The sequence below is a fragment of the Bradyrhizobium acaciae genome (genome assembly GCF_020889785.1).
GTDB classification, from domain to species: domain Bacteria; phylum Pseudomonadota; class Alphaproteobacteria; order Rhizobiales; family Xanthobacteraceae; genus Bradyrhizobium; species Bradyrhizobium acaciae.
Map to the genome: position 1 here is coordinate 59,302 of NZ_JACMYK010000025.1, position 12,378 is coordinate 71,679.

General features: G+C 63.5%; 13 protein-coding genes and 1 tRNA gene. 5 read left to right on the forward strand and 9 right to left on the reverse strand.

The features are described from left to right. Positions 1–1,175 precede the first annotated feature (1,175 nt). The gene (locus H8A92_RS13440; RefSeq protein WP_163149904.1) at positions 1,176–1,442 is read left to right on the forward strand and encodes a hypothetical protein; all 267 of its coding nucleotides are present in this window, start codon (positions 1,176–1,178) and stop codon (positions 1,440–1,442) included. Between the two features lie 46 nt (positions 1,443–1,488). Here H8A92_RS13440 and H8A92_RS13445 read toward each other — a convergent pair whose 3' ends face one another. From H8A92_RS13445 to H8A92_RS13460, 4 genes are all read right to left on the reverse strand, one after another. Beyond that, complete coding sequence (locus tag H8A92_RS13445; RefSeq protein ID WP_229196266.1) at positions 1,489–2,253, reverse strand: sulfite exporter TauE/SafE family protein; 765 nt, start codon at positions 2,251–2,253, stop codon at positions 1,489–1,491. Positions 2,254–2,326: 73 nt separating this feature from the next. Beyond that, positions 2,327–3,049, reverse strand: coding sequence for a helix-turn-helix domain-containing protein (locus H8A92_RS13450; protein ID WP_229196267.1), 723 nt, complete (start codon positions 3,047–3,049; stop codon positions 2,327–2,329). A 70-nt stretch (positions 3,050–3,119) separates the two neighbouring features. Beyond that, a complete protein-coding gene (locus H8A92_RS13455) occupies positions 3,120–4,367 on the reverse strand; it encodes an MFS transporter (RefSeq protein WP_229196278.1) in 1,248 nt (415 codons plus the stop codon). An 11-nt stretch (positions 4,368–4,378) separates the two neighbouring features. Further along, entirely contained in the window at positions 4,379–4,933 is a 555-nt protein-coding gene (locus H8A92_RS13460) for a PaaI family thioesterase (protein ID WP_229196268.1), read from the reverse strand. 156 nt (positions 4,934–5,089) lie between these two features. Here H8A92_RS13460 and gcvA point away from each other — a divergent pair, with 156 nt between their 5' ends. Beyond that, entirely contained in the window at positions 5,090–5,992 is a 903-nt protein-coding gene (gene gcvA / locus H8A92_RS13465; protein ID WP_229196269.1) for a transcriptional regulator GcvA, read from the forward strand. A gap of 15 nt (positions 5,993–6,007) precedes the next feature. On the opposite strand, the gene H8A92_RS13470 is transcribed toward gcvA, so the two are convergent. Beyond that, positions 6,008–6,778 (reverse strand): AraC family transcriptional regulator, encoded by a 771-nt coding sequence (locus H8A92_RS13470; protein WP_229196270.1) that lies wholly within the window; start codon positions 6,776–6,778, stop codon positions 6,008–6,010. Positions 6,779–6,892: 114 nt separating this feature from the next. On the opposite strand from H8A92_RS13470, the gene H8A92_RS13475 reads away from it, so the two are divergent. Continuing rightward, positions 6,893–7,801, forward strand: a complete 909-nt coding sequence (locus H8A92_RS13475) for a DMT family transporter (RefSeq protein WP_229196271.1) — start codon at positions 6,893–6,895, stop codon at positions 7,799–7,801. 507 nt (positions 7,802–8,308) lie between these two features. After that, on the forward strand, positions 8,309–8,533 hold the full coding sequence (locus H8A92_RS13480) for a hypothetical protein (RefSeq protein WP_163149774.1): 225 nt from the start codon (positions 8,309–8,311) through the stop codon (positions 8,531–8,533). Positions 8,534–8,623: 90 nt separating this feature from the next. On the opposite strand, the gene H8A92_RS13485 is transcribed toward H8A92_RS13480, so the two are convergent. Both H8A92_RS13485 and H8A92_RS13490 read right to left on the reverse strand, forming a co-directional pair. Continuing rightward, positions 8,624–8,872, reverse strand: a complete 249-nt coding sequence (locus H8A92_RS13485) for a hypothetical protein (protein WP_229196272.1) — start codon at positions 8,870–8,872, stop codon at positions 8,624–8,626. A gap of 163 nt (positions 8,873–9,035) precedes the next feature. Then, complete coding sequence (locus tag H8A92_RS13490) at positions 9,036–9,608, reverse strand: hypothetical protein (protein ID WP_229196273.1); 573 nt, start codon at positions 9,606–9,608, stop codon at positions 9,036–9,038. A 977-nt stretch (positions 9,609–10,585) separates the two neighbouring features. Here H8A92_RS13490 and H8A92_RS13495 point away from each other — a divergent pair. Further along, positions 10,586–10,957 carry a hypothetical protein gene (locus H8A92_RS13495; protein ID WP_229196274.1) on the forward strand — a complete coding sequence of 124 codons (372 nt, stop codon included), beginning with the start codon at positions 10,586–10,588 and terminating at the stop codon, positions 10,955–10,957. Between the two features lie 221 nt (positions 10,958–11,178). On the opposite strand, the gene H8A92_RS13500 is transcribed toward H8A92_RS13495, so the two are convergent. Beyond that, a tRNA-Ser gene (locus tag H8A92_RS13500) sits at positions 11,179–11,271 on the reverse strand. 241 nt (positions 11,272–11,512) lie between these two features. After that, positions 11,513–12,378, reverse strand: an 866-nt coding sequence (locus H8A92_RS13505) for a lytic transglycosylase domain-containing protein (RefSeq protein WP_229196275.1), incomplete at its 5' end; no start/stop codon positions are given.

The following is a 12,378-nucleotide window of genomic DNA, read 5'->3' on the forward strand; positions in this document are numbered from 1 at the left end:
GATCGCTTCAGTTCGAATTCATGAAAAGCCTACAATACAAGGCATTTCCTGCAACGTTGACAAATGCCGATGTCGGCCGCTGTTGCACTTCTCGCATCGTCGCGCGAATGAATCGTCGATTTGAACGGCGACGCGCGCTGTGCGCACTGCCATCGCTGCGTCAACACTTCCTTAAGCGGGACACTGTTTTTTTCGGTCTGTTGGTGTATTCGGGAAGCAGTGCATATCGATTCCCGAGTGCACGCAGCGAACTAGAGAGCCATCTCACATACTGGAGGGCAACATGGCTAAGAAGGCAAAGAAGGCGAAGAAGGCGAAGAAGGCCAAGAGCGCAGTGAAGAAGACTGCGAAGAAGACCCGCAAGGTCGCCAAGAAGAAGTAAGCCTCTCGCCTTGAGAGGATTGCCGGCGGCTTGACGCCGGCACGTCGCGGGAGCCAGCGGACGGACTGCTGAGAGGCACATCCCACCCCAAGGCTCTGGCTGACGAAAGAGGGTGTCGGCGAGACATCAGGTCAAACGGCTGGATCGAATTTCGGAGAGGGCAACCTTCCCAAAACCGGTCCGGCAGAAGAAACAGAGATTTCTTCGTTCGGTGCGGAGCCCGCTCGGTTCCGCAATTTCACCGGCGAGAATGCCGAGCTGAAATCTGGTCCTGACGTGTTCGCCGACCCCCTCGTTCCGGCGGCCTGCGCAGCGCGCGCCCCGGTAACCATTTTCCCCATTCCAGTTCTGGACTGACGCTTGGCTTTGCGGCCTCGCGCTGCATTCGTCTGTGCAGCCGGCCGCGCGATGAGCCACCGGACGTGCCACCCATCCAGCAGTTTCGAAGCTGACCGCCTGCCGAGACCGGCCGGCGCAAGCGGCCATTGTCCGCCATGGTTATCGTTGTCCGAAACACCAGGGTAAACCGGCGTTCACGAATGCATGGAAGTGCCTGCGGCACAGGCACTTCTGTGATTCTGGGCAGCGCCGCCGGAGGCGCCGGTTTACATCCCGTTCATCGCGATACTTAAACCGCTCTTCAAATTTGATGGGCCATGATCATCCCAACAAGCCGGCAAACGGCAAGCGCATGATCCCCCGGGATCAGCGCAGCCAAGACAGGGTAGTTCAACAGTGGACGGGGGCCGCGCTCGGGGGAGGGCGGCCAACAACAAAAAGGGGAATGACGACAATGTTTCAGGGGGTCATCGATCAGGAAAGCGCTGTCCCGGTTGCTGCGACTGCGATCCAGGACGTGCTGTTCGAGCGTGGCATGTATTGGGCGAGTGGCCGCTCCGGTGTGGTCAACCTCGTCGCGGCGCACAAATGGTTCAACCTGGCGGCGCTCAAGGGACGTACCGATGCGATCGCGCACCGTCGCGAAGTCGCCGAGCAGATGTCCGAGGTCGAGATCGCGGCCGCCCAGCGCGAAGCCCGCGCCTGGATGACGACGCACTAAGCCAGCTGCCAATATCGAGCTGGGAGCCTCGGCTCCCTCGCTCCGTCTAGAACCAGTATCGCGCCGCGTAGATCACGGTCATGACGGCTCCGGCCATGATCACGAACTGCCTGACGATGTGGGCGGGAAGGATCCGGATCAGGTAGCCTCCCGCATAGCCGCCGACCATGGCGCCGACCAGCATCACTGAAGTCTCCGGCCACCGCACCGCTCCCTGTACGATGAAGATCAATGTGGCGGCGAGCGACACGCAGGTCGCGAGCAGGTTCTTCAACGCCTTGACCGCCCTGATGTCATTGGGCTCCGTGATCGACAGCACCGCGGTCAGGATGACGCCGAGCCCGGCGCCGAAGAAGCCTCCATAGACACACGTCAGTCCCAGCACGGCGCTGCCTGCAACGGTCGAGGGCAGCGCCGCGGCGTCCCGACGGGCGATGGTCCTGCTCTGGATCCGCGGCGCAAAGGCGAACAGCAGCGTTGCGAATGCGATCAGGGCCGGCACCGGCAGGACGAACAATCGTTCGGGAAGCAGCAACAGGACGCCGGCGCCGACCGCGCCGCCAAGGGTGGAGACGGCGACGAAGCTGATCGTGCGCCGCGTCGGCGGCGGCAGCTTGGCGCGATCGGCGAGCGCTGCGATCAAATGTCCTGGCGAGATCGCCACTGCATTGGACGCATTGGCGATGACCGGCGGCAAGCCTGCAGCAAGCATCGCCGGAAAGGTGACGAGCGTCGCGCCGCCTGCCAACGCGTTGATGATGCCGCCCGCGACGCCAGCCCCGAGCAGCAGAAGTCCTATCTGGGCATCCATGCTTCACCCTGTTGCAGGGTGAGCAGGCTAGCTGGGGGAGTGCCGGCCGGTCTGGAACGTCTGTGACATTGCTTCAATCGCGCCAGTAGAGGCCCGGCGTCGTCCCAAAGGTACGGCGGAACAGGCGGGTGAGGTGGCTCTGGTCGGAGAAGCCCGCATCGGCCGCGACCGCCGCGATCGGCTCGCCGTCGCGGAGCAGTTTTCGGGCAAGATTGAGCCGGGCCAGCAGCCGGAAGCCATGCGGCGCGACGCCGAGCTCGCGTTTCACGATGCGGCTGAACCCTTCGCGGCTGCGCCCGAAGCCTGCGGCGATCTCGCCGATTGGTTTCAGGCTGTCCGTCAGCGCGACGCTGAGCTTTGTGCTGTCGATTGGTCCGGTCGAGCGGGACGGCTCGTGCGACAGGGTGTCGTCGGCGATCTCGAGGATATGCTCGGGCGATATCTCGTCCACGCTCCGCCAACGAGCCCCGATCCTGATGATCCGGAGCGACGAGGGAGCGCGGCTCGCCGGAACATAGGCGTTCAGGCAGACCGTCTCCTGGTCCTGGGTCGGCATCGGCGCATGCAGCATTCCCGCCGGAATGAGCGCGGCATGGGCCGCCGGTACGGTGATGGTCGCGCCATCGATACGAAACGTGCGTGACCCCGACAGCACCAGCACGATCTGGCTCTCATCATGGAAGTGCGGCCTGAGGCCGAGCGAGCCGGCACCGCGCCACGATGCCAGCTCGACGATGTCGTCACGGTCTGCTCGCCGATAGTTCCAGGCATTGGTCATGGCGAAGCGAGTGAGCACTGAGGTCGAGCCGATAGAGCAGGGTGATCCGCCGGCATAGCACGGCGGATCACCGGCCGTCACAGGGGCATCAACGCTGCGCCACCGATGCGATCGGCGAGGCCGTTCGCATCGTCGCCATCGCGATGAGGGCGGCGACGAGGTTGGCGGCGGCGCTGATCGCGACCGGAATGAAGTAGCTGTGGCTGATGTCGTAGGCGAAACCGGCGGCGCTTGGGCCCAGCAGCGTACCAAAGGCGACGCTGGTGTAGAGGATGCCGATGATGCCGCCGACGTTGCGGCCGCCGAAATGGTCGGTGACCACGGCGGGCAGGATCGCAACCCAGCCGCCGTAGAACACGCCGAACAGCAGCGCGAAGACCGCGAGCGACCAGAAGCTGCCGGCGATCGCCCAGATCGCCAGCGAGACGGCCATACCGACATACATCGCGACCAGAAATGCATCGCGGCCGACCCGGTCGGCGATGCCGCCGAGGAAGAAGCGGCCGGCGGTGCTGCCGACGCCGATCATCCCGAGCAGCAGCACGGCAAGCGTCGGCGCCACCTGACGATCGACGGCAAAGGGCACCAGATGCACGAAGGGCACGAACACCCCGAACGCGCTGATCAGGCAGGCCGCATAGAGCCCGCCGAAGCGGGCGGTCTTGACCGCGCCGCCGATCGAGACGCCCTGGCGCAGCGGCGCGCCCGAGACGGCTTCAAACGGATCTCCGTCCGGTCCGGTGCCGTAGCGGCGCGGATCGTCAGCGATCAGGAGCGATGCGCCGATGCCCGCGACTGCGGCGACGACGCCCAGCACGACATAGGCATCGCGCCAACCGAGGCTCGTGATCAGCCAGGTCGCGAGCGGCGGCATCACCAGCGTGCCGACCCCGATCCCGCTGACGGCGAGGCCCGACGCAAAACCGCGCCGCCGGACGAACCAGCGTTGCACGGCGCCCAGTGTCGGGACATAGGCGCAACCGACGCCGGCGCCGATGCCGATGCTGTAGGCGGCATAGACCTGAAGGATGGTCCGTGCCTGTCCCGCCAGCATCATACCGAGACCGACCAGCGCCATTCCTAGGCAAGCAAGCCTGCGTGCGCCCCAGCGATCGGCAAGCGGGCCGGAGACGATGCCGAGACCGAAATACAGGAAGCCGGCGAAGGAGAACACCAGCGACACCGAGCCGCGCGAGGCGCCGAACTCCCGCTGCAGCGACTCGACAAAGGACGAGAACGTGTAGGCGCTGCCGAAGCCGATGAACGTCACGACGAAGGCTGCGGCGACGACATACCAGCCGTAGAACGGCTTTGCTCTCTGATAACCGGCGTGCATGGCGGCGTTCCTCACGATCGTTCTCCTGTTCGTTCTGCTGGCGTGGTGCGATCGCTGGCCGTGGCCGGCGGATAGAGCAGCATCTGCGTGCAGCGAAACAGCGCGATGGTCTTGCCGGTCGTCTCGCTGCGGATCTCGGCATCCCACACCTGGGTCGTACGCCCGGCATGAACGAGGCGCGCCTCGCAACTGACGCCGCCTGCGCGCGCGGCGCCGATGAAATTCGTCTTCAACTCTCCGGTGGCGAAGCCGATTGCGCCGTCCGGCAAGGACGCGAGGCAGCCGAACCCGCACGCGGTATCGGCCAACGCGACAATGCTTGCGCCGTGCAGCAGCCCGTGCGGTGAGAAGTGCCTTGCGGCAATCTCGAAGCGGCCGCTGATGTAGCCGCGTCCGGCCTCGAGCCATTGAAACTCCAGCAGGCCGGGCAGGCTGCCGGCTTGCGACGCGTTGATGCGGTCGGCGAGTTGGCCGGTATCGCCTCCTGCGCGGACCTCGTGCAGGGCGAGTTTATTTGGGACCTCGGTCATGTCGTGGGCTCCATGGGGGAACCGAAAGCTCGCCACCGTGAACCGCAGTGAAGATTAGAAAATCTAACTTTACTGGCTCGGGATTCCCTGCGTTGACGTCGCCTTCAGCATTAATATAGGCTGATAGAGCGCGCAGAACGTCCGATTGACAAACCAGATTTGCTGGGCATCTTGGCTTAGAAAATCTAAATCATGGAAAGCAAGCTTCCACCCCTGAACGCGCTCAAGGCGTTCGAATCCGCCGCCCGCCACCTCTCGGTGAAGCTCGCGGCCGAGGAGCTGTGCGTGACGCCGGGCGCGGTCAGCCAGATGCTCAAGACGCTGGAGGCCCATCTCGGCATCAAGCTGTTCGAGCGGGTGCCGCGCGGCATCTATCTCACCGACGCCGGGCGCGACTATCTGCCGTCGATCCGCAATGCGTTTCGCCAGATCGCCGATGCTTCGCGCCGCGTCGCTGCATCTGTTGATGTCGGCACGTTGACGGTGAGTGTCACGCCGTTCTTTGCGTCGGCCTGGCTGGTGCCGCGCATGGCGTCGTTTCAGAACAGCCATCCAGAGATCGATTTGCAGATCGTGACCAGCAACACGGTGGTCGATTTCTCGCGCAGCGGCGTCGACGTCGCGGTGCGCCACGGGCTTGGCCGCTACCCGGGGCTGCGCAGCGACCGCGTCGTCACGGTCGAGATGGTGGTGGTCGCAGCGCCGTCGCTGGTGGCGCGTCTCGGGCGGCCGGCGTCGCCCGGCGAGCTCGCGGGCTGGCCGCAGGTGCATGATGCCGATCGCAAAGGCTGGAGCCTGTGGTTTCAGGCCAATGGCATCGCGGAGGTTCGCACGCCGCGGGGACCCTCGTTCGACGACAGTGGTCTGCTCTTGAAGGCCGTGCTGACCGGGCAGGGCGCAGGCCTGCTGCCGGCGGCAATGGTCGCGAACGAGCTCGAAGCCGGCGAGCTGATCCAACTGCTGGAGACATCGCATCTGGAGGAGTTCGCGTACTATCTCGTCTGTCCCGACAACCGGCAGGGGCTTCCGAAGATCGCAGCGTTCAGGGAATGGATCCTGGGGCCGCTGGCGCAGATGATGCCTGCGGAGCGTTAGTCTGGCCGCGACGGCCTATCGATAGAACGCGTTGGGCGGCACGCCGAAATGCTTGCGGAACATCGCGGCGAAGGCGCTCTGGCTGGCATAGCCGGCATCGAGCGCGACATCGACCACGCGCGCACCCTGCGCGAGCCGTTCGAGCGCAAACAGCAGACGGGCCTGCTGACGCCATTCGCCGAAGGTCATGCCGGTCTCCTTGGCGAACAGGCGATGGATCGTCTTCGACGTCAGCTTCAAGCGGTACGCCCACTGCTCGGCGGTCGAGGCATCGTCCGGGCGGCTCACCAGCGCCGCGCAGATCCGAGCGAGCCTTTCGTCGCGCGGCATCGGCAGATGCAGCGGCAGCACATCGATTTCGCGGAGCTGGTCGAGCAGTACGCGCATCAGGCGCTCGTCCGAGGTCGCGGGCGCATAGTCCAGCGGGACAGCCATCGCGGCGACGAACAATTCGCGCAGCAGCGGCGAGACCGTGAACACGCAGCTGGTCTGCGGCAGATTGGGCGCCGCGTCGGTATCCACGAACACCGTGCGGATCTTGACCGCGCCGCACATGCGGACCTCGTGTTCGAGATCGGCCACCAGCCACACCGCGCGATTGGGCGGCACCACCCAGGTTCCCTCGGCGCAGCGCACGATCATCACGCCTTCGATGGCGTAGAGCAATTGCCCGCGCGGATGCGCGTGCCGGCCGGTCGACGCGCCGCTCGGATAGTCGATCTCCATCGCCGCCATCGGCCGCGCCGTGGCGTGATAGTCGAGGTGCCGTGTGATCAACTCGTCCAACACGTCTTAAGCTCGCATGTCCCAATTTCGCTAGGTGAGGTCATTCTAGCGTGAGACGGACCTCGGCGCGACAGGTAGTTGCTGGTGGATCCTTCACCAACGCATTGCCAAATCATGCTCAAGAAGAATGCTGCACTTCTCTACCCCTTCGTTGCCATCGTGCTGTGGGCCGGCAACGTCATCGTCTCCCGCCTCTCGGCGCACACCATCGGTCCGCAGGCGATCACCTTCTATCGCCTGCTGGTCGCAGTGCTCCTGATGTCGCCGTTCGTGGCGCCGGCCGCCTGGCGCAATCGCCGCGCGATCTGGCCGCATCTCGGTCCGCTTGCGATCCTCGGCTTCCTTGCGATGTGCCTGTTCCAGAGCCTGTCGTATCTCGCGGCCGAAACCACCACCGCGACCAACATGGCCGTCTTCACCGCGCTGACGCCGCTATTGACGGTCGCGCTCAGCGCCGCACTGCTCGGCGAACGACCGACCCTTGGCGTGATTAGCGGCGCGCCGCTGTCGTTTGCGGGCCTCGTCTATCTCGTCAGCGGCGGCGAGTTGTCGTCGCTGTTGCAGAACGGCGTGCATGCGGGCGACGCACTGATGCTGCTCGCCGCGATCGTCTATGCGATGTACGGCGTGCTCCTGAAGCGCTGGGCTCTGCCGATCAGCGGATGGCAGTCGACCTATATGCAGGCGCTGTGTGCGCTGGCCGTGATGTTTCCGGCGTTCCTCGCGACACCGGCGCCCCTGCGCCAGGTCAACGCCGCAACCTTGCCGCTGATCGTCTATGCCGGGGCACTGGCGTCGGTCGTGCTGCCGTTCCTCTGGATCCGCGGCGTCGCACTGCTCGGCCCAAACCGCTGCGCGATCTTCATGAACCTGCTGCCGGTGCTGACGGCCGCAGCCGCGATCGTGATGCTGGGCGAGCCGGTGCGGTCATTCCACGTCGTCGGCGGCGGCCTCGCGCTGCTCGGCGTCGCCTGCGCGCAGGCCTTTCCGCGGCCGCTGAAGACCGCGTGCGACGCGCGATAAGGCGCAGGGCAAGGTTGGCGATCTCGCTGTTTTGATCGCATGTGCGAGGCCAGGGCGGAATAGGGGGCTACGGTCGGCGATCACTTGTTCGGTGAAACGGAGTGATCGCGATGTGTGCTGCCTTGCGTGTTTCCTTACCTATTTCTTTACCTATTTCCCTGGCCTTGGCGTTGTCTCTCGTGATCCTGTGGAGTGCGGCTGCCGAGGCCGCAACGGGGCATCACCGGCGCGTGCGGCAGCACCTCATCATCAGTCCGATCGAGCAGGTCGCCCCTCCAGGCTGGTACAGGTATCCAGGCTTCGGGCCGATCCCGCCGGGTGAGAATCGAAACCTGGATCCCTCCACCCGCGGCAGCGGCTAACAGCGGCGCGCCGACGCTCTATCACCTCAGGGCGGCGGCCGCGAGCCTGAGTGACCCGCCTCACATCACTTCCGGAACCGTTCGGCGAGAGTTCCGGCCAAGGCGATGCAATGGTGCGTCGGCCGAGATGCAGAGGAGGTAAGTCATGCGTTCAATTACAGTGAGCTTCGCCGTTGCAACTGCGATTGCTCTGTTCACGTTCGGTCAGTCGGCGTCCGCCGCCCCCATTGGGGCAGTCGTCAAGGCGTGCGACCGAACCGCAGGCTGCAACTACACGCTGAACAAGGCCGGAGACCTGTCGGGGTGCTCCTCGAAAGCCTGCTTCTACTGCCCCAACGACGGCAAGCGGCAGTGCATCGGGATCCAGTAAGATGCCAGGGGCCTGCTTCCAGCGGGCCCCTTTGCTTCTGAGCGTGTGATTTCAAAACTATGCCGCGTGGGTGAGCACCTTGTGCCGGGATTACCCGGTGACACGCTTTTCGAGTGTGGCGATCGTCCCTTTGAGATTGGCGTACCGCTCATTGAGCGACCTTGCCAATATCGGATACCTTGCGTCCGATCGGTCATGAATTCCTGCGCGCTCTTCTTCGGTCACGATGTCGGCTTCGATCTGCTGGCAGGCCAGGACAAGATCGGACAGCATCTTGCTGATCGTCGACTCTCGTCCGGTGCGTCCGCGGGCTGTCTCAAAACGATGATGCATGTTCATTTGCGTGCTCCGAATGCCTGAGTTCGGCACACCGAGAACCGCTGGCGCCGAACTATTCGCGGATGCGTCGCAAGTTGCCTGCCAGTCTCGGGTCCGTAAGAGTACGGTCGGGGCGGTGTGGCGGGGGTATGCCGCCGGGGACGACAGTCTGATGGGCCTCAGACTAGTCCCGCCGCCACGCCGGGATGCAGGCACTTAGCGTGACGCGCTTGTAGTCGCGAGCGGCGTCCTGATCTCCAGCCTGTTCGGCAAACCTGACCGCCGCCTCTATGTCCAGAGCGGCGGACGCGCTATCGCAGAACAGGCTGCGAATTTCAGCCCGGTATCGATATGCCCTGTAGTTCATCGGGTTGTATGAAAGCGCCAGATTGTAGTTGTTTTGCTCCTCTGTGGCGCCCCGGCGTGCTTCATCCGATTGACTGTCGAAGTTGGTGAGGCGGTTGAGCGCCTGGAGTGTCCCGAGCTCCATGTAACGCAGAGACATCGCGCCAAGACTTGCTGGAAGTGGTTCGATCGAGCGAGAAGGTTGCTCCACCGCGGTGTTCGCGCGGTCGATTTCGATCTTCTTGTATTTTATGGCGTTGTCGTAGTCCCGCAAGCTTTGGAACGTGCTCGATATTTCGCCGTTGATCGGAGCAAGATAGGCGGTCGAGAGCCGTCGATCGTTCAGCAGGCTGAGGCACGCCCGTATCTTTGCCTGCACAGGCGAGACATCGCGACATTGCTTGTCGATCACACGCCATTCGTCCCGCGAATGCGCCGCTGGGGGCGTCTGAGCAGCAGGCAGAATGAATGCCAGTGCGAAGCAGATCGCTATCCTGAGACCGCGGCTTGGGCCATTCATTTTATGTCGTCGCCATCAGCCCGATCACCGACCACCCGACGGATGGCCTCGGGGCGGCCTCTCGATCTCTTGGTGATGCCAAATAATCAAGCCGGGGGGAAGCTGACAACGCAGTTCATGGATAGGGCTCAAGAGTGAGGCCGTTCGTGACTGGGAAAGACCGAACGGCCCCAGCCGGCCCGTAGCACCAAAATGGAAGAAATAGGCCGGCGTTCCAGCTACGTTTCGCCGGGCAAACGGTTTCGCCAGCCAAATGACCTCGCTAGGAGCGCCCAGGTTCGGCTTGACGACAGGTCGTGAACACAAACGCCGCCTTGCTGCATTGCCACCCGCTGCCAAGCGGAGCGCTCGAGACCGGCCGTGGGGCAGCAACCATCGCCAGCACAACGACCATGCAAGCCACTGAAGTTGCGATGACGAGCCTGCCTGCTTTGGATGCGAAGCGCGGCCCTAGCCAAGGTCTCAGGTCGGCGGAGCGACGAAGCTGGGCGTTTCGCAAAACCTGGTCGAGATCCTGGAATTGAATGCCATTGTCGTGCTGCATGGCCTTACTCCGGAAATGTTCAGGTGAAGAAGACAATGGAGCGAGGTTGGGCGCGGTTTGTTGCGCGCTCGCTTCGAGGCGCTGAAAATGATGTTTCATTCACGCGGAGGTGAATGCCGGTCCAGGCCGAGCTTGCTGTCAGCGATCGCCCTTATTCGACACCTCCACTGTGCCTTGAGCGGGCCCCAGGGAGCGCCGGGGGCCTTTCTTTGGGGCCTCGCCGTGTCGGAAATTCGCGGCACCCTTGGAAGTATTCCGTCTTTGGTGAGCGCTCACCCGCGGTATGTTGCAGGGGCGCCCGTAGGGGAGCTTCAGGAGTGTAGACGTGCAAGTCATACGAAATGGGCTTCTGTCACTTATTGCCTTAGCCGCGTTTCCTCTGGAGGGGCGCGCGCAAACTCAGGTCCCGGCACTGGAGTGCGATTTTCCAACCGCTTCAACTGATGGTTGGAACATGGCCGCGTCGATCGTCCAATACTACATCGACATGGCAAGAGGCTGGAGATTGGACAAGGATTCCTTCTCCTTCGATGGCCCGACAAACATTACGATCGATGGAAAAGAGCAGGCAGCTTCGCTTTCGATCATGATTTCCCGACAGTCGGGCAAAGCTACCAAGACCCTGTCCTCGGGTGGAAAATCCCTTACGGTCAGCGGGGAATGCAAGAAAATGGAATCTGACGGACGAAAGTTCTAGGTGCGCCGACGAATGGTCAGCTCCCGTCTAGCGGCGCCTGACCTTCTCTATATTTTGAACGCTCTGTTCGGTTTGAGCACGATTGGCCTCCATCTTCAGAGGCCTCCCTTTGATCGCGCGGCTCGCCTGCCAGCAACGCACCGTCGCAAAACGGCCTGGTGCGTTGATTTGTGCGTCATGGAGGGCGATGCGCAAAATGTGTCAGCTATATCAAGGGGATATGGCGGAGAGGGAGGGATTCGAACCCTCGATACAGCTTGAGACCGTATGACGCTTTAGCAAAGCGTTGCCTTCAGCCACTCGGCCACCTCTCCAATGGCGCCGATATGCCCGAGAGGACGCTGAGCCGCAAGCGGCAGATTCAGATTGCGACAAGGTGATTTGGTGGCAACTCGGTCGCCGGCCGCCCCGGAGCGGGCGCTGAGGCTCTATATAGAGTACCGATTTGGGCGTGCGGGATCGGGCGAATTCTGGAAATTTAAGTCATAACAACGGGTTATGTTGAGTTCTCGTCGGGTCCGTCGCAAGGCTGTTGAAAACCGCCTTTGCGCCGGCTCATTCCGCGCTGGTGCCGCGGTGGAGGTCGGCCTCGATCTGCAATCTGGTGCCGCCGCCGAAGCGGGCCCGATAGACCTGCAGATTCTCCATGATCCGCTGGACGTAGTTTCGGGTCTCGGAGAACGGAATCAGTTCGACCCAGTCGACCGCATCGACCTTGGGATCGCGCGGATCGCCATAGCGCTCGATCCACTTCTTCACGCTGCCGCGACCGGCATTGTAGGCGGCGAAGGTCAGGATGTAGGAGCCGCGATAGTCCTCGAGCAGGCCGCCGAGCTCGGCCGCGCCGAGCGTCGCATTGTAGACCGGATCGGTCTTCATCCGGTTGAGGTCGAAGCCGATGCCGGCGCGCTTGCAGACATAGCGTCCGGCGTCCGGCGTCACCTGCATCAACCCATAGGCCTGGGCCGGCGACACCACGGCCGGGTTGAACGCGCTCTCCTGGCGCGCAATCGCGTAGACGACGCTTTGCTCGACCTCGGGGCCGACCTGGCGGAACGAGGGGATGCCGTTGACCGGATAGGCGTAGTGATCGAACGGCAGCCCGCGATTGAGCGCGGCCTTGCCCATCAGCAGCATGCCGCGGGCGTCGCCATGGCGCGCGGTAAGCTCGCCGAGGCCGGCCAGCGCTTCCGGATCGCCATTGTCGCCGAGGTCGCCGAAGATCGGGATCGCGAGCTCGCGCGCGTCGATTTCGTAGAGCAGGGCGACCGCACGGACGATCTCCAGCCGATCGCTGCCGCGGCCGCGCGGTGCGCTGTTCAGCTCGATCTGCGGCAGGCCGAGTTTTGCACGCGCGAGTTGGCCGTAATAGCTGGTGGATTGTTCGGCCGCGCGGGCGTAGGCCGCGCGCGCCTCCTGGC

What these genes read in the sequence shown, in the direction of transcription:
- H8A92_RS13440 (WP_163149904.1), top strand. Translation starts at nt 1,176, where the DNA reads ATGTTTCAGGGGGTCATCGATCAGGAAAGCGCTGTCCCGGTTGCTGCG.
- H8A92_RS13455 (WP_229196278.1), bottom strand. Translation starts at nt 4,367, where the DNA reads ATGCACGCCGGTTATCAGAGAGCAAAGCCGTTCTACGGCTGGTATGTC.
- H8A92_RS13480 (WP_163149774.1), top strand. Translation starts at nt 8,309, where the DNA reads ATGCGTTCAATTACAGTGAGCTTCGCCGTTGCAACTGCGATTGCTCTG.
- H8A92_RS13475 (WP_229196271.1), top strand. Translation starts at nt 6,893, where the DNA reads ATGCTCAAGAAGAATGCTGCACTTCTCTACCCCTTCGTTGCCATCGTG.
- gcvA (WP_229196269.1), top strand. Translation starts at nt 5,090, where the DNA reads ATGGAAAGCAAGCTTCCACCCCTGAACGCGCTCAAGGCGTTCGAATCC.
- H8A92_RS13485 (WP_229196272.1), bottom strand. Translation starts at nt 8,872, where the DNA reads ATGAACATGCATCATCGTTTTGAGACAGCCCGCGGACGCACCGGACGA.
- H8A92_RS13445 (WP_229196266.1), bottom strand. Translation starts at nt 2,253, where the DNA reads ATGGATGCCCAGATAGGACTTCTGCTGCTCGGGGCTGGCGTCGCGGGC.